The following is a 24391-nucleotide window of genomic DNA, read 5'->3' on the forward strand; positions in this document are numbered from 1 at the left end:
AGCCGGGGCCTGCGACACTTTCCGGATGCAGTTCACCGTGACAGACGTGCCCGAGCGGGAGCGCTTCGAGGCCCGCGACGAGGCGGGCACGCTCGCCGGCATCGTCACCTACCAGCTGACCGGCAGCATCATCGCCTACACCCACACCGAGGTCGACCCGGAGTTCGAGGGGCGGGGCGTGGGATCGACCCTGGCCCGAGCGGTGATGGACGACGCGCGGGCCAAGCGCCGGACGGTGGTGCCGATCTGCCCGTTCCTCGCCGAGTGGCTGGGCAAGCACCCCGACTACGAGGACATCGTCGTCCGGTCCACCCGCAAGGTGAAGTAGCCCGAGCTCCGCGCCCCGAGTCAGCCGGCCACCAGGCGCAGACCCTGGGGGCGCGGGTCGGTGAGGCGGTCGAGCGCGGTGGCGGTGGCCGCGGCGTCACTTACTCCCCGGAGGTGGGCGTCCTCGGCGGGGTGATCAGCGCCCGATGCTGGCCCCGCTGGCGTCGGCCGGGGCGAGGTGCTGGCCAGCGTCAGGGCTTGTACTCGCTGCGGGTGCGCGGCAGCCACTGCGGATGGTGCTCGCGCAGGTAGCGGACCAGGCCCTCGCGGAGGTCACAGCGCAGGTCCCAGGCGCTCGGCCCGTCCGCCGCGGAGGCCTGCACCTGGATCACCACGGTCTGCGGGGTCATGTCGACCATCTGCAGCACCCACTGGTGCCGATCCCAGAGCGGGGACGCCTCGACCAGCCGTCTCGCCTCGGCGCGGAGATCGTCCAGGTCGACGGTGTGGTCCACGTGGATCTGGACCTCACCGACCACCCGGGTCTCGTTCCGGGTCCAGTTCTGGAAGGGGCGCTCGGTGAAGTAGGTGGTGGGCAGGATGAGCATCCGGTCGTCCCAGAGCCGGATCACGACGTTGGTCAGCTTGACCTCTTCGACCCGCCCCCACTGGTCCTCGATGACCACCACGTCGCCGACATGCAGGCCGTCGGCGAACGCGACCTGGATGCCGGCGAAGGCGTTGCCCAACGCGGTCCGGGCGGAGAGGCCGATCAGCGCGCCGATCACGCCGGCCGAGGTCAACACCGAGATCCCGAAGGCGCGTACCGGTCGGAAGGTGATCAGGATCAGACCGATGGCCACGATGACGACCACCACCGAGGTGAACCGTCGTACCGGGCGGATCTGGGTGCGGGCCCGCCGGACCCGTCGACTGCGGACCTCGTGTACGGGCAGCCGGCTGAATACGATGCCCTCGGCCACGTGCAGTGCCTTGATCACCAGCCAGGCGACGGCACCGACCAGGAGCAGCACGACGAGGTGCCGGGCGGCCCGCAGCGCCGGGTCCGGCCAGTCGGCCATGGCCAGGTAGAGAGCGGTGAAGAGCAGGACCGCGGCGGCCGGGCGGCGGCAGGCCCGACGCAGCGGTGCCATCAGCCACTCGTAGCCACCCCGGCCCAGCCGACGGGCCAGCACCCCGGTCATCAGGTCCAGCACCACGGCCACCGCCGCCGCGGCCAGCAGGATCAGGGCTGCTCTCATCGGCCGCCGCTCACCGCTTCACGGCTCACTCTCGTCGCCTCCCGCGTCACCGACACCGGTCAGGACTGCCCGAGATTGGTCACCAGGTTGATGGCCACCGCCAGGACGCCGGTGCCGAAGGTGTACGAGAGCAGCGCGTGCCCGAGCGCGACCCGCCGGATCGAGGTGCTGCTGGGTTCGTTCTCGGACACCGCGTAGGACATGCCGATGGTGAAGGCGAGGTAGGCGAAGTCGCTGTACGCCGGCGGCTGCGGCTGCTTGAAGTCGATCCCGCCGTCGGACTCGAAGTAGTACAGCCGGGCGTACTTGAAGGCGAAGACCGTGTTGACCAGCGCCCAGGACAGCACCACGGCGACCACACTCAGGATGACGGCGGCGACGGCCACCGGGTCCTGCTGGCCGGACGATCGGACCAGCGCCTGGACGACGGCGGCCAGACTGACCGCCGCGGCGATAAGGATCGCCGAGTCCGTCGACCGGGACCGGGCCTCCGCCTCGGCCAGCCGCTCGGTGCCGTCCGCCTCGATCGGCCAGCAGACCCACCACACCCAGGCCATGACCATGCCGGCGGCCACGGTCCAGGTGACCAGCGGTGCCAGCTCCGGCGCTCCGGCCGCGCCGACGCCGAGTCCGGCGACGATCCCCACGGCGAGGGAGCACAACGCCCGCCGGACAGAGAGCAGCCGCCCGGGCGCCGGTAGGTCTAGTCGCCGCCCCATCGGCCCAGCCTGGCAACGAATCCGCCCGGTCAGCCCGGCAATGATCCGAGACCACCGGATCGTGCGGTGACCGCACCCGGCCCGGATCACGTCGATGCCGGCCGATCGGGTCAGATTGCGGGCATGGACACCGACGTTCGACGTTATCTCGGGGATCTGGTGGCGGTGGCCCGCGCGGTGCTGGGCGACAACCTGGTCGGCGCGTACGCCGCCGGCTCCGTCGGCCTCGGCGCCTATCAGGCCGGGCGCAGCGACGTCGACGTCGCGCTGGTCTGCGCCGACGCGCTGCCCGAGCAGGCGAAGCGCGACCTGGTCGCGGGCCTGCGGCACGAGGCCCTGCCCTGCCCGGCCCGGGGGCTGGAGCTGGTCGCGTACCGCCGGTCGGTCGCCGGGGCGGGCATCGCGGATCCCGGGTTCGAGGTCGAGCTGAACACCGGCGCCCGGATGTCGTTCAGGGCCACGTACAGCCCGGGGGACCGGCCGGCCGCGGACGGGCACTTCTGGTACGCCCTGGACCGCAGCATCCTGCACCAGTGCGGCACGGCGCTGCTCGGCCCGCCGGCCGCCGAGGTGTTCGCCGACGTCACCCCCGCCGACCTGCGCCGACTCCTGGTCGACGCGTTGAGCTGGTGGCTCGCCCTGCCGACCCCGCCCGGCGACGAGCCGGCGGCCGGTACCGAGGACGCCGTGCTCGGCGCCTGCCGGTCCCTGGTCCGCGTCCGGCACGGCCGGTGGCTCTCCAAGACGGCCGCCGGCCAACTGCTGCTGGACGAGGGCCACCCCGGAGCCCCGGTCATCGAACGCTCCATCGCGGCCCGCGGCGGCGGCGTGCCGCCGAGCGGCCCGCAGGCGCGGGCCGTCCAGCGGCAGGTCCTCGACGAGATCAGCCGGGCCGGCTGAAGCCGGTCAGCCCACGCTGATCCGGACCGGCTCCTCGTCGGGCCCGCCGGGCAGCCGGACGGTCACCCGGCCGTCGCCGACGTGCACGGTGCCGCGGCTCGCGCTGACCGGGCGGTCGGTGGCCAGCACCACCTCGTCGTCGCCCTGGGTCGGGCGCAGCAGCACCGTGGCGCCGTCGAGGGCGACCAGCTCGCAGGTCGTCTCGACGAGCGTGGCGGCGCCGACCTCGACCCCGTACGGCAGGATCAGCCCGGTGCGGGCGGGCACCCGCAGCCGGCGGCCGGCGAGTACCGGCGTGCCGTGCCAGCCCAGCGCCACGCTGACCGGCGACGGTGCGACGTTGATCAGGTGCAGCAGCCGCTGCCCGGCCCGGTCCACGGTGGAGGTGAGCACCAGACCCGGCCCGTCGGCGTCCGGGGCGAGCCGGGGGCGTACCCCGAGCCGGGCCGCCGCCGCCCGCCAGAAGTCCAGGTCGCACGGCACGTCGGCGGCGACCACCAGGGCGCGGCCGGCGCCGACGGTGACCTCCACCGCGCACGGCTCCCCGGAGGCGACCTCGGTGAGCACCGGCTCGGCCGTCGCGCCGGCCAGCCGCTGTGCGTAGCCGACCCGGGCCTCCGCCCGACCGGCCGCCCAGCCGTGCCCGACCACGGAGGGGAAGTGGTGCGGCCCGCCCTCGGACCGTCCGGTGACGGTGAGGCCGAGCGCGTCGGCGAGCACCGTGCAGGGGCTGCCGTCGTGGTCCCGCTCCGGCAGCACCCCGTGCAGCAGCAGGCCGCCGCCGCGGCGCAGGTGCTCGACCAGTCGCCGCTGCACGTCCCGGCCCAGCGTCGCGGCGCTGGCCAGGGCGATCACCGGTGGCCTGCCGGCCGCCCCGGCCGCGGAGAGGTCGCCCCCGGCGGCGGAGAGGTCGACGGCCGGGAAGGAGAAGCCGGCGAGCAGCAGCGCCCGGGCCAGCACGTCGCGGGGGCCCATGCCGCGGAACCGTTCCAGATCGGCGATCTGCTCGGCTCGCGACGCAGACGCCGGGTGGTGGTACTCGGTGAGGTAGTGGTCCGGCACGAAACCGAGCGCCAGTCCGTCGTCCTCCTCGTCGGAGTCGGCGAGCAGGTCGGCGATGCCGCGGAGGGCTTGCAACGCGTGCCGGGCCGCGTCGAAGGTCGGGTTGAGCCGCCCCTCCGGGTCGACCGGCGCGGCGAAGCCGTGCCGCTCACCGGTGAAGGCGATCCGGTCGTTGCCGTCGCCGACCGGCTCGGCCAGCGGCGGGTTGTAGCCGCCGGCGAAGAGATAGAGGTTGAGCAGCCGATTGCCCTGTGCCACGCAGAGCCGTGCCTTGAGCTCGACCGCCTCCGGCGGGTAGAGCATGGCGAGATCCTGGCCGTAGTCGCCGTTGCCGGCCTCGAACTCCAGCGAGGTCAGCGGCTGGTCGGCGTCGTGCACGGCGGCCAGGAACGCGTTGCCGACGTACAGGTCGGCGACGTTGGTGACGGTCAGGTCGCCGAGGTAGTAGTCGGAGCCGGAGGTGACCTGCGGCTGCCCGCGGTAGGCCTCGAAGAGCTGGCTGATCCCGATCGGGAAGGTGCGGCCCCGCCCACCCCCGGTGCCGTGCACGTTGACCAGGAACGGCACCCCGGTCACGCCGTGCCGCTCGGCGCGGTCGCGCAGCTCGGCCACGTACCGCCGGTAGCGGTCGCGCATGTAGCGGCCGAGGTCGTCGTGCACCGGCAGGGAGCGCGGCTCGGCGGGCGTGCGCAGCGCCGCCGCCCAGGCCACCGGATCGCCGGGGTCCGCGCCGATCCGCTGCGCCGCGCCGTCCTTGCCGTACCGGTCGACGGCCCAGCGCCGCAGGTCCTCGCAGAGCCCGTCGGTCAGGTCGGGGGAGTTGGTCACCCAGGAGAGCATGCCGATCTCGTTGTCCAACTGGACCGCGATGACCGGCCCGCCCCGGTCGGCCAGCCGCTCGGCGATCACCGGCATCACCTCGGCGTACCAGCCGTCGGTGGCGGCCAGGAACTCCGGGGCCAGGTAGTCGATCGTTCGGGTCTCGACCGTTCGGTTGTCCCAGGTGGTCGGCAGCAGGTGCGGGTGCTCGTCGTACACCCGGTAGGGGATGCCCTCGTTCTTGACCTCGGCCATGATGAACGGGCCGGGCCGCACCACCGCGTAGAGGCCGCGCTCGTGGGCCAGGTCCAGGAAGCCGGCCAGGTCCCGCTGCTCGTGGGTACGCCCGGTGAGGTCCACGTCGCCGTCCGGCAGCTCGTGCCAGAGCCAGGGCACGTAGGTGGCCACCGTGTCGCCGCCGCACTCGCGGAGCCGGTCGAGCCGGTCGGCCCAGGCCGAGCGGGGCAGCCGGAAGTAGTGCACCTCCCCGGCGAGCAGCAGCCGGGGCCGGCCGTCGACGACGATCCTGCGGTCGTGGAGAAGCACTCGCGACATGCGGTTCGACTCTTCCTCTCGGCGGATCTTCAGGCGGTCCTCTTGTGATCTGGCGGACGCCTGCTTATGGTGCCTGAAACCGGTTTCTGTTAACCGCACGTTACGGATCGAGGGAGCCATGGGCAACAGTCGGGTCACGGTTCGGGAGATCGCCCGGCTGGCCGGAGTCTCCGTCGCCACGGTGTCCCGGGTCTCCAACGGCACCGGTCAGGTGTCGGAGGAGATGCGCCGCCGCGTCCTGGAAGCCATCGAGCAGCACGGCTACCGGCCGGACCACCTCGGGCGGGCGCTCGCCGCCCGTCGGCACGGCGCGCTCGGACTGGTCTTCCCGGGTCTGTCCGGCCCCTACTTCACCGAGCTGATCCAGGGCTTCGAGTCGGAGGCCGTGCCGGCAAGAGCCAGCGTGCACATCCTCTGCACCCATCTGCGCGAGGACTCCGACGACCAGGTGCTGGAAATGGCCCGCCGGGTCGACGGCGTCGCCGTCATCGGCGGCACCATCTCCGACCCGGCGCTGCTCCGCCTCGCCGAGATGGTGCCGGTCGTCGTGCTCGCCGGCCGGGGCCCAGAGACGGTGCCCTCGGTCAGCGTCGACAACGAGCCGGCGATGACCCGGCTGACCCGGCACCTGCTGGTCGACCACGGCCTACGCCGCCTGAGCTTCGTCGGCAACCCGGACGGATCGCCCGACATCAGCGACCGGTGGGCCGGCTTCCGGGCCGCGCACCGGGAGCTGGACCTCACCCCGCCCGCCGAGCCCCTGCGGGTCGCCATGCAGCAGCCGGACGGCGTACTCGCCGCCGAGCAGCTGTTCCGCGATCCGGCGACCGCCCCGCAGGCGGTGGTCTGCGCCAACGACGAGATCGCTCTCGGCGCCCTGGTCGGCGCGCTCGGCCGTGGCCTGCGAGTGCCGGAGGACGTCGTCATCACCGGCTTCGACGACGCGCCCATGGCCGCGCTCGTCTCACCCCCGCTCACCACCGTGCGGCAGCCGGTGCGCGACCTGGCCGCAGAAGCCGCCCGACTCATCCTCGCCGCCGTCGACGCCCCCGGCGCCCCGGCACCCGACAGCATCGTCCTCCCCACCGATTTCGTCGTGCGCCGCAGCTGCGGCTGCCCGGCGGAAGCCCCCACTGGAGGTACCGGCAAGTGAAACGATCGAAGCTCGCCCGGATCGCCGCGATCGCGGCGGCCGTCGCCCTCGCCGCCAGCGGCTGCACCGGAACCGAACAGGCCTCCGGCCCCGGCACCGCAGGGCGGATCGCCTTCCTCGACTACGGTGACTTCGGCGGCGGCAGCAACCCCCAGGCCAACTACAACCCGTACCTGGACGCCAGCCGGCTCGGCGCCACCGAGTACCTCTTCGAGCAGTTGGTCGCGTACGACAACTACGGCTGCCAGGCCAAGCCCTGGCTGGCCACCGAGTGGACGTGGTCCGACCCGCAGACGCTGGTCTGGAAGCTGCGCGACGGGGTGAAGTGGAACGACGGCAAGCCGTTCACCGCCGACGACGTCACCTTCACCTTCGACATGCTCAAGCAGCACAAGGCGTTGGACGTCAAGGGCATCTGGCGCTACCTGAGCGCCGTCGAGGCGAGCGACCCGCAGACCGTCACCATGCGGTTCACCCAGCCCGGCGCAGCCGCGTTCACCCTGTTCAGCGAGATCAAGATCGTGCCGAAGCACGTCTGGTCCACCCAGAGCGACCCGGTGACGTTCACCAACGCCGACAAGCCGGTCGGCACCGGTCCGTTCATCGTCAAAGCGTTCAACCCGCAGCAGCTGACGCTGGGCCGCAATGCCGACTACTGGCAGGCCGACAAGGTAAAGGTCGACGAGCTTCGATTCCACAAGGCCGACGGCGGCGGGCAGATCGACCAGCTGAAGCTCAGCCGCGGCGAGTACGACACCAACGCGATGTTCGTGCCGGACATCAAGAAGGCGTACGTCGACCGGGACCCGGCGCACAACAAGTACTGGTACCCCTCCGGCGGCTCGATCAGCGTCTACATGAACCTCACCAGGGCGCCGTTCGACGACACCGCCTTCCGTAAGGCCCTGGTGCCCGCCTTCAACCGCCAGGAGATCGTCGACAAGGCGCAGCTCGGCTACGTCAAGCCGGCGAGCCAGAGCGGACTGGTGGTGCCCGGGCAGGCCAAGTGGTTGCCGACGGACATCCCCAACCAGGGCGTGGTCGGCTACGACGCGGCCAAGGCCGACGCCGACCTCACCGCCGCCGGCTACCCGCGCAACGGTGACGGCAAGCGGGTCGGCAAGGACGGCAAGCCGATCGGGTTCAGCTTCCGGGTGCCCGGCTCGTGGACCGACTGGGTGCAGGCGCAGCGGATCATCGTGGCGAACCTGACCGCGCTCGGTTTCACCGTCCGGGCCGAGACGCCCACCCCCGAGGCGTACGAGAATGACCGCGCGATCGGCAACTACGACATGCTGCTCGGCGTGCACGGCGGCAGCTGCAACATGTTCCGCAACTTCCAGGAGCCGCTGGCCAGCGACCAGTCGGCGCCGATCGGCAAGAAGGCGGTCAGCAACTTCGTGCGCTGGAACGACCCGCGCACCGACCAGCTGATCGACACCCTGCGCACCGCGACCGACGAGGCCGCCCAGAAGGCCGCCGTCGCCGACCTGACCAAGGTCATGATCGACCAGGTGCCGGTGATCCCGCTCTGGTACGGCGCCAAGTGGTTCCAGTACCGGACCGCGAAGGCGGTCGGCTGGCCGAACGAGGAGAACCCGTACGCCGCGCCCAGCGACAACCTGCTGATCATCACCAACCTGCAGCCCGCCGGCAAGTAGCCGATGGCCGGCCGGCGCCCCGCGCGCCGGCCGGCCCGTCCCGGAGAGGGGATGGCTCGCCGTGGCCTACTTCGCCCGACGCCTCCTGTTCTTCCTCGGCACCCTGTGGGCCGCCGTGACGCTCAACTTCCTGATCCCCCGGTTGCAGCCCGGCGACCCCGCCGAAGCCATCGTGTCCCGGCTGGCCGGGCAGAGCGAGAGCATCGATCCGGCCCAGCTCCAGGCGATCCGGGTCATGCTGGGCACCCCCGACGGCAACCTCTTCGAGCAGTACGTGCAGTACCTCGGCGCGGTGGTGCAGGGCGACTTCGGGGTGTCCTACACCTACTTCCCGTACAGCGTGACCCACATGATCGGGCAGGCGCTGCCGTGGACGGTGATCCTGGTCGGGGTCACCCAGATCATCTCGTTCATCGTCGGCACGCTGCTCGGCACCTGGGCCGCGTACCGCCGCAACAGCCGGGTGGACTCGGTCATCACGCTCGGCTCGACGTTCCTCGGCACCCTGCCGTTCTTCTGGCTCGCTCTGCTGCTCATCTACGTCTTCGCGATCACCCTGCGTTGGTTCCCCGAACGCGGCGGCTACGGCGGCGGAAGCTCACCCGGTTGGAGCTGGATCTTCATCTCCGACGCCTTCCAGCACAGCGTCCTGCCCGCGGTCGCGCTGCTGATCACCGGCCCGATCGGCTGGATCATCGGCATGCGCAACAACATGGTGCAGAGTCTGGGCGAGGACCACACCCGGCTCGCCGTCGCCCGCGGCCTGCCTCGCCGCCGGGTCGCCATCACCTACGGCGCGCGCATCGCGATCCTGCCCAACGTCACCGGCTTCGCCATCGCGCTGGGCAGCATCCTCGGCGGCACGGTGCTGGTCGAGACGGTCTTCAACTATCCGGGCATGGGGCGGCTGCTGCTGGAGTCGGTGTCCAGCCGGGACTATCCGCTGATGCAGGCGATCTTCCTGTTCACCACGATCGGCGTGCTGGTGGCGAACTTCCTCGCCGACCTCCTGTACGGCTTCCTCGACCCCCGGGTGCGAAAGGCGGAGTCGGTATGAGCAACGACCACGACGAGCGGGGTGAGGTCGGGTGAGCACTCCCGCTCCCGCCGTACCGGCTCCCGGCCGGGACAGCGAAGGTGTCCAGGCCACCGCCCGTGAGCTGTCCCGCGGCAGCCGACTGCCCGGCTGGTTCGTCATCCTCTGGCGCAACCGCAAGTGCCGCATCGGCCTGCTGATGCTCGCCGCGTTCATCCTGGTCGCCGCGCTCGCGCCACTGATCGCGCCGTACGACCCGCGCGAGGACGCCTTTCCCACCTCGCTCGGCCCGACCGGCAGCCACTGGCTGGGCACCACCGCCCAGGGCGAGGACGTCTTCTCCCAACTGGTCGTCGGCGCCCGCACCTCGCTGGTCGTCGGCCTCGCGGCCGGCCTGCTCTGCACCCTGATCGGGCTGGTGATCGGGCTGACCGCGGGCTACCTGGGCGGCTGGGTCGACGAGGTGCTGTCGTTCCTGATCAACCTCGGGCTGGTCGTGCCGGCGCTGCCGCTGATGGTGACCCTCGCCGCGTACGCCCCGGTCCGCGGCCTCTGGCTGATCATCTTCGTGATCAGCGTGACCGGCTGGGCGTACGGCGCCCGGATCAAGCGATCGCAGATCATCACCCTGCGCACCCGCGACTACATCACCGCGGCCCGGTTCGCCGGCGACGGCACCTTCCGGATCATCGCCCGGGAGATCGTGCCCAACATGACCTCGCTGATCGTGGTCGGCTTCATGGGCGCGGCGCTCGGCGCGATCGGCGGCGAGGCCGGGTTGGCCTTCCTCGGGCTCGGCGACCCGCAGACCGTCAGCTGGGGGACCATGCTCAACCAGGCCAGCCTCGGTGGCGCCCTGCTCACCGGCCAGTGGGCCTGGCTGATCGCCCCGGGCCTGGCGCTCTCCCTCCTGATCACCTCGTTCACGCTGATCAATTTCGGCATCGACGCGCTGAGCAACCCCCACCTGCGGGAGGACTGAGATGACCCTGCTCGAGGTCGACCACCTCTCCGTCACCTACTCCCCGCACGACCAGCCGCCGAACCGGGCCGTGCACGACGTCTCGTTCCGCATCGCCGAGGGCGAGTTCGTCGGCCTGCTCGGCGAATCCGGCTGCGGCAAGTCCACCCTCGGCAACGCGGTGCTGCGACTGCTCTCCCCACCCGCCCGGATCACCGGCGGCCGGGTCACCTTCGACGGCGTCGACCTGACCGCCGCCGACGAGGAGCAGCTGCGCCGGCTGCGCTGGGTCGACCTCTCCACGGTCTTCCAGAGCAGCATGAACTCGCTCAACCCGGTGATCCGGGTGCAGGCCCAGTTCGCCGACACCTTCGCCGCGCACAAGGTGCCCGGCGACGTCACCCGGCGGGCCACCGAGCTGCTCGAACTGGTGGCCCTGGACCGGCGGGTGCTGCGCGCGTACCCGCACGAGCTCTCCGGGGGGATGAAGCAGCGGGTGGCGCTGGCCCTCGCCCTCGCCCTGCGCCCCAAGCTGGTGCTGCTGGACGAGCCGACCACCGGCCTCGACGTGGTGGTGCAGCGCGGCATCCTCACCCGCCTGGCCGAGCTGCGCCGCGAGCTGGGCTTCGCCGTGCTGTTCATCAGCCACGACCTCGGCACCGTGCTCGACATGGCCGACCGGGTGATGGTGATGTACGGCGGCGAGGTCGTCGAGGACCGCGCCGCCGCCGACATGCTGCGAGAGCCACGGCACCCGTACACCCGGGGCCTGCTCGGCTCGTACGCCGACCCGCGACTGCCCGACGTGCGGGTCACCTACATCCCGGGCCGGCCGCCGGATCTGTCCCGTACGCACTCCGGCTGCCTCTTCACCCCGCGCTGCCCGCACGCCGAGGACGCCTGCCACACGGCTCACCCGGAGCTGCTTCCCGACCACGGCGGGCTGGTCCGCTGCCTGGTCGCCCAGGACGACCGGCTGCCGGTGGTCACCCTCGGCACCCCCGACGCGGCGGCCACCCTCGGCAGCCACTTCCCGGCCACCGGCACGCCGACCCCGCGCACCGACGCGCCCGACGACGCCGTCCTGCGGGTCGAGCGGGTGACCAAGCGCTACACCAGCCGGCACGGGCTGCGCAGCAGCACCGTCGAGGCGGTCCGGGACGTGTCCCTCGCGCTGCGCCCCGGCGCGGTGACCGCCCTGGTCGGGCAGAGCGGCAGCGGCAAGTCGACGCTCGCCCGGATCGTCACCGGGGTGGAACGTCCGAGCAGCGGCGAGGTCCGGTTCACCGGCGACGGCGACGGCGGCGGCGAACTCCGGGTCGACCGGCTGCGCGGCCGGGCCCTGCGCGACTACCGCCGGCACGTGCAGATGGTCTTCCAGGACCCGTTCAGCGCCCTGAACCCGACCCGCACCGTCGGGTACGCCCTGTCCCGGCCGCTGGCCAACTTCGCCGGGCTGCGCGGCGACGCGGCGCGCGAACGGGCCGCCCAACTGCTGGAGAGCGTGGGCCTCGCCCCGGCGGGGCAGTTCCTCGACAAGCTGCCGCACCAGCTCTCCGGCGGCCAACGGCAGCGGGTGGTCACCGCCCGGGCCCTGGCGCCCGAGCCACGGGTGCTGATCGCCGACGAGCCGATCTCCATGCTGGACGTGTCGATCCGCGCCGAGATCCTGGAGCTGCTCGGCGCGCTGGTCCAGGACCGCCGGCTGGCGATGCTCTACATCACCCACGACCTGCTCAGCGCCCGGCTGCTCGCCGACGAGGTGCTGGTGCTCAACCAGGGTGTGCTGGTGGAGCGTGGTCCGACCCGGGAGGTGATCGGATCGGCCCGCGACCCCTACACCCGGCTGCTGCTCGACTCGATCCCCAACCCGTTCGCCGACAACGCCGGCCGGGAGACCACCCCGTCGGCGTGACGCGGCACCCCGGCCGGCCCTCGCGCGCGACGGGGGAGGGGCGGCCGGGGCTGGTCAGGCCAGCCAGGCGGTGGCCCGAGCCGGCAGTTTGCCGTCGGCCGCCGCCGCGCTGGCCAGCAGCACCCGGTCCCCGTACGGACGCCAGTCCACCGGCGCCTCACCCAGGTTCACCAGGCAGGTCGGCCCGTCCGGCCCGCGCCGGAAGGCGAGACATCCGGCCGGGGCGTCCCACCAGGTCAACGCCGCCGGCCGCCCGTGCCACCAGGTCCCGCGCAGCGACAACGCCGCGCGGGTCAGGGCCAGCGCCGAGTTTCGGTCATGGCGCTGGCAGGCCACCGAACGGGCGCCCCAGCCGGCCGGCTGGGGCAGCCAGGGCGTCGAACCGGCCGGACCGAAACCGTACGGCGGCGGTCCCTCCGTCCACGGCAGGGGCACTCGGGCGCCGTCGCGGCCCCGGTCGGCGCCGCCGGAGCGCCGGTACACCGGATCCCGGATCGCCTCGTCGGCCAACGTCACCTCGGGCAGGCCCAGCTCGTCGCCCGCGTAGAGGTAGACCGCGCCGGGCAGCGCCAGCATCAGCATCAGCACCGCACGCGCACCGTCCGGCCCCCACCGCTCGGCTGCCCGCCGCACGTCGTGGCTGCCGTGCACCCAGGTCGGTAGCCGGCCGTGCCGGGAGGTGGCGGCCAGCAGCGCCCGCACACCGTCCCGCCACGACTGTGCCCGCAGCGGCCAGTAGAGCGGGTCCATCGCGAACGCCTGCCCCAGCTCGTCCGGGCGCAGGTAGGGCGCGAGCACCTCCGGGCCGCCCCAGGTCTCGGCCACTCCGAGCCGATCGCCCGGGTACGACGCCAGCTCGCGCGCCCACCGGCGGTAGATCTCGTGCACCTCGTCGCGATCGCTGTACGGGGCGGGATCGCCGGGCTGCCAGCCGGCCGGCAGCGCCGGGTAGGCGGGGTCCTTCGACAGCGAGCCCGCCGCGTCGAAACGGATCCCGTCCACTCCGCGGTCCAGCCAGAACCGCAGCGTGGCCAGCGCGTCGGCGGCCACCTCCGGGTGCTCGTGGCGCAGGTCGGGCTGTTCGATGTCGAAGAGATGCAGGTACCACTCGCCGTCGCCGAACGGCGCCCACGCCGGGCCGCCGAAGATCGACGGCCAGTTGTTCGGCGGCTGCTCGCCGCCCGGCCCGCGTCCGGGTCGGACGTGGAAACGGCCGCGCTCCGGCGACCCCGGGCCGGCGGCCCGCGCGGCGACGAACCACGGATGGGCGGTGGAGACGTGGTTGAGCACCAGGTCGACCAGTACCCGCAGGCCGAGCCGGTGCGCGTCGGCGACCACCCGGTCCAGGTCGGCGAGGGTACCCAGTCGGGGGTCGACGTCCCGGTGGTCGACCACGTCATAGCCGGCGTCGTGGTCGGCGCTGGGATAGAACGGGGTCACCCACACCGCGTCCACGCCGAGGGCGGCGAGGTAGGGCAGCCGGGCGCGCAGGCCGGGCAGGTCGCCGAGCCCGTCGCCGTCGGCGTCGGCGAAGGAGCGCAGGTACACCTCGTAGGTGACGGCCTCGCGCCACCATGGTCCGGTCATCGGGGGGTCAGCTCCACCAGGGACAGCGCCGGCATGGGCAGGATCATCGGCAGCACCAGGTGACCGTCGTCCGGCGTCAGGGTCGTCGGCGGTGCCGCGTCGGCGAGCTGGTCGGCGGCGCGCAGCCCGGCCCACTGCTCAGCGGTGGGCCAGCCGTCGACGCCGAGCCGGCGCGCCGTGGCGGCCAGGTTGGAGGTGCGCTCGTCCAGCCGTCGGTGCCGCAGCTGATATGCCCCGGCGGTCAGCCCGTCGATCCGCAGCCGGACGGTGCGGGTCAGCCGGCGGCGCTGCTCGGGCCGGTCCAGCACGCCCTGGTCCAGCGTGCCGTTCCAGAGCAGCACCGCGACCCGCCCGGTCTGCGGGTCGACCGACGGCCAGGCCCGCACGAGCGTGCCGGCGCCGTCGCCGTCGAGCCGCGCGGCCAACCGCACCGGCCCGAGCCGCTCCAGCATCCACAGCGCCCAGTACCGGGGCTTGGCCAGGTTGCCGACCGAGAGCAGCCCGAACCCGCCGTGCAGCAGCGCGGGTGGGCGGCCCAGCTCCTCGAAGTGGTCGCTCGCCACCCAGCAGGCCAGCGCCGCCACCCGTCCGGCCGCCTCGTACATCCCGGTGGCCACGAACGCTGCCGACAGCACCGAGTCGTTCACCGGCGCGAAGTGGGTGGGGGAGGGGCCCCACTCGGTCCAGTGCAGCGGGGTGTCGGCCCGGCCGTGCCGGGCCAGGGCCGGGCGCAGGTCCAGCGGCGGGCTGCCGTAGACGTGGGTGGAGAGGAAGTCCAGCGGAGCGCCGGAGGCGTCGACGTGGTCGAGGAACGGCTCGATCCACTTCGTCGCGGCGGTCGCCGGCCCGCCGACCGGCAGGCCGGGGCACGCCTCGCGGACCGCTCGGGCGGTCACGTCGTACATCCGCAGGTAGTCCTCGCGGCTGCCGGTCCAGAAGCAGTCCAGGTCCGGCTCGTTCCACACCTCGACCGCCCACCGCCGCAGCTCGGTGTCGCCGACCCGGGCCCGCAGGTGCCGCACCAGGTCGCCGACGAGGGCCGCCCACCGGTCCCAGTCCCGGGGCGGGCTGGACACGCCGGCGGCGGTCACCTCCCGGGACGGGTCGCTGGCCAGCGCCCGGGGCACGAACGACAGCTCCAGCAGCGGCCGCAGACCGGTCGGTGCCAGCGCGTCCAGCACCGCGTCGATGCCGCTGAAGTCGTGCACCGGGCGGCCGTCGACCTCGCGGTAGACGCCCAGGTCGTCACCGAGGATGCCGTGCGCGCGGACCCGCCGCACACCCAGCTCCCGGCGCACCCGGCCGAGCGCGGCGGCCAGCCCGTCGCCCATCGGCTCACCGCCCACCCGGTCGCGGCAGAGCAGCAGGCTCAGGTGCTCGGAGCCGACCAGGTCCCGCCACGGTCGGTGCACCGGCCCGACCGGGCGGCGCGCGTCGACGTCCACCTCGACCAGGGCGTCGCCGTCGGCCCGCGCCGCGATCGGCGCCGACGCCGGCCCGAGCGGGCCGTCGTCGGGCCGGTCCGGGTCGTGCACCGGCCGCACCGCGTACCGCACCGTCCGTCCGGGTTCGACGGTGGTGTCGGCGTACGGCGGGCCGGGAACCGCGAGCAGGTCGCCGCCGCGGTGGTCGACCACCCGGTACGGGCCGTCGCCGTCGGCCCGGTGCACCAGGTAGCCGGCGGCGCCGGGCACCGGATCCCAGTCGACGTCGACCTGCCCCCGACCGGCCCGCACCCGCACGCCGCCGTCGGCGGTCGGTCCCGGCCACACCGGGGGCATGGCCGGCCCGGTGGGGCCGCTCTCGGAGGTCGCCGCCGACGGCGCGGTGGCCGCCACGTCAGACCCCGGCCACCTCGACGAGGACCGCGCCCGGCTGCGGCAGGTGCAGCTCCAGCACCGCGGCCCTGCCGTCCGCGACGGCGTCCACCTTCTCCATGGCCAGGGAGTCGGCGGCGCGCAGCGCGTCCCACTGCTCCCCGACCGGCCATTCGGCGACGCCGAGTCGCTCGGCGAGCGTGGTGATGTCGCCGTGCTCGCGGTCGAGCCGGGTCACGGTCACCGTGCGGCCGGCGGCGCCGTCGACGGCGAGGCGGATCTGCCGGGCCAGCGCGGGGTCACCGTCCCGCTTGGACTGGTCGAGAGTGGCGGCCCAGAGCAGGATGGCCAGGCTGCCGTCGGCCCGCCGGCTGGCCCAGGTCTGCACCAGCCCGTCGGCCCCGTCGCCGGTGGCCCGCACCGGCAGCTCGGTCTCGCCGAGCTGGCTGAGCATCCGCAGCGCGTGGTAGCGGGGCTTGGCGAGACCGCCGACGGTGATCAGGCCGAAGCCGCCGTGCAGCAACCGCGGCGGCCGGCCCAGCTCCTCGAAGTGGTCGCTGGCCACCCAGTAGGAGAGGGCGTCGACCCGGCCGGCGGCCGAGCGCATGCCGGTGAGCAGGAAGGTGGCCGCCGAGGTGCCGTCGTTGACCGGGTGGAAGTGGGTGGGGGTGACACCCCACTCGGTCCAGAGGATCCGCGCGTGCGGGAAGCCGAGCCGGCGCAGGGTCGGGCGCAGGTCCAGCGGCGGGCTGCCGTAGGTGTGCGTGGAGACGAAGTCGACCGGCGCGCCGGAGCGGCGGGCGTGGGCGAGCAGCGCGTCGACCCACCCGGCGGCCGCGGAGGACGGCCCGCCTACCGGGATCCGCGGGTCGACGTCCTTGACCGCTCGGGCGGTCACGTCGTACAGCCGCATCCACTCGTCGCGGGTGCCGGACCAGAACACCTCAAGGTTGGCCTCGTTCCACACCTCGAAGTCCCAGCCGAGCACCTCCTCGCCGTAGCGGTCGAGCAGGTGGCTGACCAGTGCGCGGACCAGCTCCGCCCAGCGGTCCCAGTCCTTCGGCGGGGAGATCACACCTCGGTACTGGAAGACCGTCCGCTCCGGATCGCTGGCCAGGTCGCGCGGCATGAAGCCGATCTCGACGACCGGTCGCAGCCCGGTGGCGAGCAACAGGTCGTAGACTCGGTCGACGCCGGAGAAGTCGATCACCGGGACGCCGTCGACCTCGCGGTAGACGCCGAGGTCGTCGTGCAGGATCGCGTGCGCCCGGACCGTCTCGACCCCGATCTCGTCGCGTACCCGGCGCAGCGCGGCGAGCAGCTCACCGCCGATCTCCCGGCCGCCGGAGAGATCGGTGCAGAGCAGCTGGGAGAGCCGCTCGCTACCGATCATCGGCTGCCAGGGCCGGGGCAGCGGAGCGCCGGTCGCGGCTGCGTCCACCGTCAGCTCGACCGTCGGCGTCACGCCGGTGCCGGGCCGGGACGCGCAGGTCACCGGCGTGCCGAGCGGGCCGGTGACGGTGACCTCGGGGACGGCGGCCACCGCGTACGCGTACGGCTGCCCGGGTTCACCGGTGGTGTCGACGTACCAGGTGTCGGGGACCGAGAGAACGTCACCGCCGAGGTGGTCGACCGGGGTCAACTCGGCCGCCGGGGCGCCGTCGCGCAGCGGCGCGCGGTGCACCAGGTAGCCCACCGCACCGGGCACCGGGGACCAGGTGAGGCGCACGTGACCGACCCCGGCGAGCGCGGTCAGTCCGTCGGGCGGCGCGAGGTCGGGAGCGCCGTCCGTCGTGCCCTCCTCGTCGCTGCGCAGCGCGATTCGCGCCTCCCAGTCGGTGCGGGCGTCGGCCGGCTGGTGGTCGCTGGTGCTCGTCACCGGGGGTACCTCCTGGGGTGTCACGGGGTCCGGTCCGAGCACTGTAACCGGTTTCTGTGCCCATCGCGCCCCTGTGAACCGCACATTTTCGGTCGCCCTGATCCGGTTCGGACCACCGGCCCCGCCCACCCGGCGGCCGGCCTCGGCGCCGGTCTGATCGCTTCCGGACGTCCTTTGGAGCGCCCGGTCAGTCCGGCAAGCGGGGCATCTCCGGGCCGGCGTCCCGGCCGAGCAGCACCGCCCGGGTGAGGGCCGCCGTGCCGAACCGGTCCCGGACCGCGTCTACGGCGGCGTCCAGGTCCGCACCGGGGTCGCGGTCGAACGGCAGCGGCGGCTGGACCGGGGCGTCGTCCAGGTTGCCCACCGACACCCCGAGCAGCGTGACGCCCCGCCGCCCGATCTCCGGACCTGCCGTCCGCAGCAGCGCCCGGGCCGCGCCGAGCACCACGCCGGTGTCGTCCGTCGCCTTGTCGAGCGTGTGCGACCGGGTCGCGCGGCTGTAATCGGCGAAGCGCAGCCGCAGCACCACCGTCCGGCCGCTGCGGTCCGCCGCCCGTAGCCGCCGGGTCAACCGGTCCACCAGCCCGGCGAGGATGGCGTCCAGCTCGGCCGGCGCGTGCGGGCCGCGGCCGAGCGCGTGCTGCGCGCCCATCGAGCCACGCCGCCGACCCACCTGCACCGGCCGCGGATCGCGGTTGTGCGCCAGCGCGTGCAGGTGCCGTCCCGCGCCCTTGCCGAGCATCGAGACCAGCGCCGCCTCGCCGAGCCGGGCCACCTCGCCGACGGTGCGGATCCGCCGCTCGCGCAGCTTCGCCGCCGTCACCGGGCCGACCCCCCAGAGCCGCTCCACCGGCAGCGGATGCAGGAAGGCCAGCTCGCCGTCGGGCGGGACGAGCAGCAGACCGTCCGGCTTGGCCACCCCGCTGGCGACCTTGGCCAGGAACTTCGTCCGGGCCACCCCCACCGTGATGGGCAGCCCGACCCGGTCGCGGACCTCGCGGCGCAGCCGGGCGGCGATGTCGGCCGGCGGCCCGACCAGCCGGCGCAGGCCGCCCACGTCGAGGAACGCCTCGTCGACCGAGAGCCCCTCGACCAGCGGGGTGGTCTGCCGGAAGATCTCGAAGACCGCCCGGCTGGCCGCGGTGTAGGCCGACATCCGCGGCGGCACCACGATCGCGTCGGGGCAGAGCCGGCGCGCCTGGTGACCGCCCATCGCGCTGCGTACGCCGCGGGCCTTCGCCTCGTAGCTGGCGGCCAGCACCACTCCGCCGCCGACGATCACCGGGCGGCCACGCAGCCGTGGAAAGTCCCGCTGCTCGACCGAGGCGTAGAACGCGTCCAGGTCGGCGTGCAGGATGGTGGCCCCGGTCGACACGAACATATGTTCGCACGGCCGCGGCGAAGCCGGCACTGACCTGCCGGAACGCACGCACCCGCCGGTCGGTCAGGGCGCCGGCGGCCCGGGCCCGGTGACCCCCGGCGTAGCGCCGGTCAGGCGACCCGGGGTGCGGGCACGATCGGTAGCACGGTGCGGTGCGCGGGCCCGGCGGTCTCACCGGGCCCGTCGGCGGCCCGGGCCGGCGGGATCGCGGCGCGGCGCACCACCGTCACCCGTGGGTCGGTCCGGTCCGGCGGCGTGGCGTCGCGCGCTGCGTCCGCCGCGCGGCCCCCGCTGATCTCGGTGAGCAGCGACAGCAGTCGCGGCAGGTCGCCGGTGGCCATCCGGAACGATCCCCGGCACACCGCGCCGCTCCAGAGCGACAGCACCACGGCATCCCGGTCCGGGTGGTAGCTGACACGCATCGTCCGGTCCTCGCCCCGGCTGTCGGCGAACAGGTCACCGAAGCTGGGCATCGGCAGCACCTCTCCCATGCAACCAGAATGCAACACTCCGGTCACCGGGCGGAAGGTCAGAGGTCGTTGAACGGCGACGCGTACGCGAACTCGCCGCGGATCGTCGGATCCCAGGCGCTGAGCGGGCGGGCCATGAAGTAGCGCGGCCCCCACTGCGGCACGGGCGGGGTGACGCCGTGCTCGACGGCGGGCCGGAACCCGAAGCGCGGGTAGTAGTCGGGGTGCCCGAGCAGCACCACCAGCGGCTCGTCCCGGGCGTCCGCCGCAGCGAGCACGGCGTGCATCAGCGCCGAGCCGACCCCGCGGCGCTGCCACTGCGGCAGCACGCCCAGCGGCCCGAGACCCAGCGCGACCGGCCGTCCGGCCACCAGCGCGCGGGTGCAGACCACGTGCCCGACGACCTGACCGTCGGGGTCGACCGCCACCAGCGACAGCGCCGGCACCCAGCCGGCGTCGGCGCGGAGCGCGTCGACCAGCGGGGCCTCGACGGGGACGGCGTCCGGCGCGTCCGGCTTGGCGAAGGCGGCGGTGTGCACCGCCCGGATGGCGTCGACGTCGGCTGCGGTCTCGCGTCTGATCAGCACCGGCTCACGATAGGGACGCGGCCGCGTCGGCGCCTCCCCATTTTCTGCGGATCGGAAGCGGCTCAGCCGACCGCCGTCGGCGACGGTGGGGCGCTGCCGCCCTGGGGCGCCTCCCCGGCCATCAGTCGGACGATCTCCGCGCGGTCCGCCGGCGAGGGCAGCCCCCACTCGGGGCGGTAGCCGTACATCTCGTGCAGCGGAATCGTGCCGCCGCGACCGTCCAGGATCTCCACCGCGGTCGTGTCGACCAGCCCGGGGTGCTCGACCCCGCACGCCTCGGCGACCCGCATCAGGTCACGGCGCAGGGTCCGGACGTAGTGCGCCGCCCGCACCGACTTCAGCGCCGGGTCCAGGCCCCGGGCCAGCCAGGCGTTCTGGGTGGCGACGCCGGTGGGGCAGGTGTCGGTGTGGCACTTCTGCGCCTGGATACAGCCGATGGAGAGCATCGCCTCCCGGCCCACGTTGACCATGTCGCAACCCAGCGCGAACGCCACCATCGCGTTGTCGGGCAGGCCGAGTTTGCCCGAGCCGACGAAGACCACCTGCTCGTGCAGGCCGTGCTCGGCGAAGACCCGGTAGATCCGGGGGAAGCCCTGCTGGAAGGGGAGCGAGACGGAGTCGGTGAAGATCAGTGGCGCGGCGCCCGTACCGCCTTCCCCGCCGTCGACGGTGACGAAGTCGACGCCGCGGCCGGTGTCCCGCATCAACCCGGCCAGCTCCTGCCAGAAGCCGAGGTCGCCGACCGCCGACTTGATGCCGACCGGCAGTCCGGTTTCCGCGGCGAGCAGCTCCGCCCAGTCCAGCAGGCTGTCGCAGTCGGTGAACTCCGCGTGCCGGGACGGGCTGACGCAGTCCCGCCCCGCCGGGATGCCCCGCGTCGCGGCGATCTCGGCGGAGACCTTCGCCGCCGGCAGCAGCCCGCCGAGGCTCGGCTTGGCCCCCTGGCTCAGCTTAATCTCCAACGCCCGCACCGGCGCGCCGGCGACCAGTTCCTTGAGCCGGTTCAGGCTGAAGCGCCCCCGCTCGTCCCGGCAGCCGAAGTAGGCCGTGCCGATCTGGAACACCAGCTCACCGCCGTTGCGGTGGTACGGCGACAGCCCGCCCTCGCCGGTGTTCTGCAGGCAGCCGGCGAGCGCCGCGCCCCGGTTGAGCGCCTCGATGGCGTTGCCCGAGAGGGAGCCGAAGCTCATCCCGGAGATGTTCACCACCGACTGCGGGCGGAAGGCGCGGGCCCGGCCGCGGGCCTCACCGAGCACCTTGGCGCAGGGCAGCCGCACCTCCTGCCCGGCGCCGGGCGCGGACGGCGGTACGGCCCGGCCGAAGGTGCGGTGCTTGATGATCGGATAGCCGGGGGTGTGCTCGATGTCGTTGTCGGTGCCGAAGCCGAAGTAGTTGTTCTGCTGCTTCGCCGAGGCGTACACCCAACGGCGCTGGTCCCGGGTGAACGGCCGCTCCTCGTTGTTGCCGGCCACGATGTACTGCCGCAGCTCCGGCCCGATCGCCTCCAGCAGGTAGCGCGCCCGGCCGAGGACCGGAAAGTTGCGCAGCAGCGCGTGATCGCGCTGCACCAGGTCCCGTGCGGCGAGCGCCGCCACGGCGGCCGCGGCCAGGGGTACCGCTCGACGTGCCCATTTCATCCCCGCACTCTTTCCGCGATCGGCGTGGGGCAAACAGGCGCCGGCCGGCGACCGCGGCGCCGGCGGCGTCCGGGTCGTCGCCGAGGGCGGGGCGTGGGTCAGCCCTGCGGCTGGGAGATGTTGACCATCCACGCGATGCCGAACGGGTCGGTGCACATCCCGAACTCGTCGCCCCACATCTGCTTCTCCAGCGGCATCACCACCGCGCCGCTCTCGCTGAGCTGCGTCCAGTAGCCGCGCAGCTCGTCGGCGTCGTCGCCGCTGAGGCTGATGCTGATGTTGTTGCCCGGGCTGTGCTCCATCCCGGGCGGGAGGTCCGAGGCCATGAGCGTGAAGCCGCGCTCGGTCTCCAGCTGGGCGTGCATGATCTGGTCGGCCAGCGCCGGATCCTGCTCGCCGATCTCACCGAACGTGTTCAGTCGCAGGTCGCCACCGAAGACCCGGTGGTAGAACTCCATCGCCGCGCGGGCCTTGCCGGGGAAGTTGAGATACGGGTTGAGTCGAGAAGCCACAGCACCCTCCTTGGTCGTGACCTGCGTCATCGTCGCAGAGCAGCGGGGGTGGGGCAACGAACCGGGGGCGCGTTTCGGCGGGGGAGACGTCGGGCGTCGGCGCTTCCCCCGCCGGGTACGCCCACGGGTCAGCGGCGCTTGAAGGACTGCCGGACCACACCGCCGACGATCGCGCACCAGGTGCTGGTGGTGACCTTGCCGTTGCGGGGCAGACCGTGCAGGGCCTGCAGGTCCTTGACGGCCTTCATGGTCACGTAGTCGTACTCGCCGGTGACGGTGACCTCGGCGTAGCCCTTGATGTTGAGGATGAACTGCACCGCGCTGACCGGTAGCCCGGTGGCGTCCTTGTCCAGCTCCGGCGCGAGGGTCTCCCAGGTCTGCGGGGTGAGCGTGGCGTCGACGTCCACCGGGATGCCGTTGCGGTACTGCCAGTCCTGCACGGCGGCCACCGTCGCCGCGTCGAAGACGCTGTTGACCGGCACGGTGTAGCCGCGGTGCGCGAGCAGATACTGCACGACCTGTACGGCCGGGGAGCTGACGAAGCGCCACAGGTCCGGCCAGCGCCGGGCCGGCACGTCGGAGAGGTCGGTGTCGAGGGCCTGGAACACCCGGCGGCGCAGGGTCGGGAACTGCCGGTAGAAGGCGGCGCCCGGGCACTGCGTGTTGCGGAAGTCCCAGTGGCCGAAGATGTCGTGCGCGTGCAGACCGTACTGCTGGCAGATCGTGACGCAGAGCTTGACCAGCGAGTCCAGCAGCGCCTGCGGCGGGGTCTCGGTGACGTAGGTGCCCTCGTTCTCGATCCCGATGGCCCGCCCGTTCTCACCGGGGCAGTGCGCCGAAATCATCTGGCGGTCGCCGGCCTGCAGCCGTTCCAGACTGCCTCGCCGGCCCTCCATAACGTAGCCACCACGGCTGACGGTGAAGTGCTGCCCGGTGTCGGACCAGCCGTTGCCGTCCATGTGCAGGTCCTGGCAGTCGCGGGCCAGCTTGATGGCCTGCGCCTCGGAGTAGTCGGTGACGTTCGGGAAGGCCATGTGGTGCACGATGATCTTGTTGGTGGCGATGGCGCTCACCGACAGCGGGTCGGCCGGCGGTCGCGCCCCCCACTCGTCGCAGCTGTAGATCCAGTCCAGGTCCGCGCCTGGGTCCGCCTGGGCGGCGGCCGGGAAGGCGAGTTCGCTCCCGACGACCGCGACCGTCGCGGCGCCGAGGCCGGCCCGCAGCAGGGTACGGCGGTCCAGTTCGGAATGGTCGAGGTGCATGACATCTCCTCTGCGGCCAGGACGGCAGGGTGAAAAGTAGCTCCAGGGGCCGCGCGTGAGATGGAGGATATTGCCAAGACTCGCCGGCGCGCTAGATGCCGGCCGGGTCACTCCTCGATCGCGCCACCAATGCGCCGCAGATGGCGGCGGAAGGTGTACGCCGGATCCGCAACCCGCCGGAGCAGGTAGTCGTCGAAGGCCGTCTGCCGACGCAGCGTCTCGCCGGAGCGGATGCGGTCGGCCTGCTCCCGCTCGACCTGGCGGATGCCGACCGCGACCGCCAGCACGTCCTCGACCCGCCCGCCGGGCACGAAGAGCACCCCGTCGTCGTCGCCGAACACCACGTCGTCGCGGCCGACCAGATGCCCACCCACCCGGGCGGTGGTCAACGCCTCCGCTTCCCGGTCGTCCACCCGCACCGGCCCGAGTGGACACCTGCCGTAGCTGAACACCGGCAGCCCGATCTCGGCCAGCTCCGCGCTGTCCCGGTGCAGCCCCCACACCACCACCCCGGCCACCCCGGCCGCGGCGGCCTCCAGCACCGCCAGGTCGCCCACGCAGGCCTCGTCCGTACGACCGCCGTTGTCGACCACCAGCACGTCGCCCGGCGTGGCGTGGCCGAACGCCTCCAGGAACACGTCCACGCTGCCGTAGTGCCGCGCCGGCAGCACCCGCCCGGCGATCCGCTGACCCGGCACCACCGAGCCCACGCCGGGCGGCGCGACGCGCAACGGCACCCCCAGGCGCACGCAGGCGTCCGCCACCAGCGGTGTGGTCAGATCGGCGAAGCGCTCCAGCATGACGTCCTCCAGACCTCGACGCTCGAACGAGCGGGCCGCCATCGTAGGGACGCCGGGCGTGCGGACGGCCAGATCCAATCGCGCCGACCTGGACTGCCGGCCGGACAACCGGGTATGCCCGGCCCCGGGAATGCGGGGCAGTCGGGGAT

The 24391-nt window shown here is 73.3% G+C and carries 20 protein-coding genes; 7 read left to right on the forward strand and 13 right to left on the reverse strand.

Annotated features, from left to right (window positions below; genetic code table 11):
- Window positions 1–25 precede the first annotated feature (25 nt).
- The gene (locus tag ACIP9D_RS22730) at window positions 26–328 is read left to right on the forward strand and encodes a GNAT family N-acetyltransferase (protein ID WP_350874903.1); all 303 of its coding nucleotides are present in this window, start codon (window positions 26–28) and stop codon (window positions 326–328) included.
- A gap of 190 nt (window positions 329–518) precedes the next feature.
- On the opposite strand, the gene ACIP9D_RS22735 is transcribed toward ACIP9D_RS22730, so the two are convergent.
- On the reverse strand, window positions 519–1529 hold the full coding sequence (locus ACIP9D_RS22735) for a mechanosensitive ion channel domain-containing protein (RefSeq protein ID WP_350874902.1): 1011 nt from the start codon (window positions 1527–1529) through the stop codon (window positions 519–521).
- A gap of 59 nt (window positions 1530–1588) precedes the next feature.
- Window positions 1589–2248, reverse strand: coding sequence for a DUF1345 domain-containing protein (locus ACIP9D_RS22740; protein ID WP_350874901.1), 660 nt, complete (start codon window positions 2246–2248; stop codon window positions 1589–1591).
- 123 nt (window positions 2249–2371) lie between these two features.
- On the opposite strand from ACIP9D_RS22740, the gene ACIP9D_RS22745 reads away from it, so the two are divergent.
- Complete coding sequence (locus tag ACIP9D_RS22745; protein ID WP_350874900.1) at window positions 2372–3148, forward strand: nucleotidyltransferase domain-containing protein; 777 nt, start codon at window positions 2372–2374, stop codon at window positions 3146–3148.
- A 6-nt stretch (window positions 3149–3154) separates the two neighbouring features.
- Here the strand turns inward: ACIP9D_RS22745 and ACIP9D_RS22750 are convergent, their stop codons facing one another.
- Window positions 3155–5584: a beta-galactosidase gene (locus tag ACIP9D_RS22750; protein ID WP_350874899.1), complete on the reverse strand. Its 2430-nt coding sequence runs from the start codon at window positions 5582–5584 to the stop codon at window positions 3155–3157.
- A 118-nt stretch (window positions 5585–5702) separates the two neighbouring features.
- Here ACIP9D_RS22750 and ACIP9D_RS22755 point away from each other — a divergent pair, with 118 nt between their 5' ends.
- The 5 genes from ACIP9D_RS22755 (at window position 5703) to ACIP9D_RS22775 (ending at window position 12310) form a co-directional block, all read left to right on the forward strand.
- A complete protein-coding gene (locus tag ACIP9D_RS22755; protein ID WP_350874898.1) occupies window positions 5703–6737 on the forward strand; it encodes a LacI family DNA-binding transcriptional regulator in 1035 nt (344 codons plus the stop codon).
- Complete coding sequence (locus ACIP9D_RS22760; RefSeq protein WP_350874897.1) at window positions 6734–8398, forward strand: ABC transporter substrate-binding protein; 1665 nt, start codon at window positions 6734–6736, stop codon at window positions 8396–8398. The genes ACIP9D_RS22755 and ACIP9D_RS22760 overlap by 4 nt, the downstream gene beginning before the upstream one ends.
- Before the next feature lie 61 nt (window positions 8399–8459).
- The gene (locus ACIP9D_RS22765) at window positions 8460–9455 is read left to right on the forward strand and encodes an ABC transporter permease (protein ID WP_350874896.1); all 996 of its coding nucleotides are present in this window, start codon (window positions 8460–8462) and stop codon (window positions 9453–9455) included.
- A 31-nt stretch (window positions 9456–9486) separates the two neighbouring features.
- Window positions 9487–10416 (forward strand): ABC transporter permease, encoded by a 930-nt coding sequence (locus ACIP9D_RS22770; RefSeq protein ID WP_350874895.1) that lies wholly within the window; start codon window positions 9487–9489, stop codon window positions 10414–10416.
- Between the two features lies 1 nt (window position 10417).
- Window positions 10418–12310: an ABC transporter ATP-binding protein gene (locus ACIP9D_RS22775; RefSeq protein ID WP_350874894.1), complete on the forward strand. Its 1893-nt coding sequence runs from the start codon at window positions 10418–10420 to the stop codon at window positions 12308–12310.
- A gap of 54 nt (window positions 12311–12364) precedes the next feature.
- On the opposite strand, the gene ACIP9D_RS22780 is transcribed toward ACIP9D_RS22775, so the two are convergent.
- From ACIP9D_RS22780 to ACIP9D_RS22825, 10 genes are all read right to left on the reverse strand, one after another.
- The gene (locus tag ACIP9D_RS22780) at window positions 12365–13897 is read right to left on the reverse strand and encodes an alpha-amylase family glycosyl hydrolase (RefSeq protein ID WP_350874893.1); all 1533 of its coding nucleotides are present in this window, start codon (window positions 13895–13897) and stop codon (window positions 12365–12367) included.
- Entirely contained in the window at window positions 13894–15735 is a 1842-nt protein-coding gene (locus ACIP9D_RS22785) for a GH39 family glycosyl hydrolase (RefSeq protein ID WP_350874892.1), read from the reverse strand. The genes ACIP9D_RS22780 and ACIP9D_RS22785 overlap by 4 nt, the downstream gene beginning before the upstream one ends.
- Before the next feature lies 1 nt (window position 15736).
- Window positions 15737–17593: a GH39 family glycosyl hydrolase gene (locus ACIP9D_RS22790; RefSeq protein WP_350874891.1), complete on the reverse strand. Its 1857-nt coding sequence runs from the start codon at window positions 17591–17593 to the stop codon at window positions 15737–15739.
- A 187-nt stretch (window positions 17594–17780) separates the two neighbouring features.
- Window positions 17781–18968, reverse strand: a complete 1188-nt coding sequence (dinB, locus tag ACIP9D_RS22795) for a DNA polymerase IV (protein WP_350874890.1) — start codon at window positions 18966–18968, stop codon at window positions 17781–17783.
- A 116-nt stretch (window positions 18969–19084) separates the two neighbouring features.
- Entirely contained in the window at window positions 19085–19465 is a 381-nt protein-coding gene (locus tag ACIP9D_RS22800; protein WP_350874889.1) for a hypothetical protein, read from the reverse strand.
- Window positions 19466–19503: 38 nt separating this feature from the next.
- Complete coding sequence (locus ACIP9D_RS22805) at window positions 19504–20031, reverse strand: N-acetyltransferase (protein WP_350874888.1); 528 nt, start codon at window positions 20029–20031, stop codon at window positions 19504–19506.
- A 62-nt stretch (window positions 20032–20093) separates the two neighbouring features.
- A complete protein-coding gene (locus ACIP9D_RS22810) occupies window positions 20094–21668 on the reverse strand; it encodes an FMN-binding glutamate synthase family protein (RefSeq protein ID WP_350874887.1) in 1575 nt (524 codons plus the stop codon).
- Between the two features lie 98 nt (window positions 21669–21766).
- Entirely contained in the window at window positions 21767–22180 is a 414-nt protein-coding gene (locus ACIP9D_RS22815) for a VOC family protein (RefSeq protein ID WP_350874886.1), read from the reverse strand.
- Window positions 22181–22308: 128 nt separating this feature from the next.
- Complete coding sequence (locus ACIP9D_RS22820) at window positions 22309–23442, reverse strand: N-acetylmuramoyl-L-alanine amidase (protein WP_350874885.1); 1134 nt, start codon at window positions 23440–23442, stop codon at window positions 22309–22311.
- Between the two features lie 107 nt (window positions 23443–23549).
- A complete protein-coding gene (locus ACIP9D_RS22825) occupies window positions 23550–24284 on the reverse strand; it encodes an RraA family protein (RefSeq protein ID WP_350874884.1) in 735 nt (244 codons plus the stop codon).
- Between the last annotated feature and the right edge of the window lie 107 nt (window positions 24285–24391).

Origin of the sequence: Micromonospora sp. NPDC093243, assembly GCF_044753725.1 — a bacterium.
Taxonomy (GTDB): domain Bacteria; phylum Actinomycetota; class Actinomycetes; order Mycobacteriales; family Micromonosporaceae; genus Micromonospora.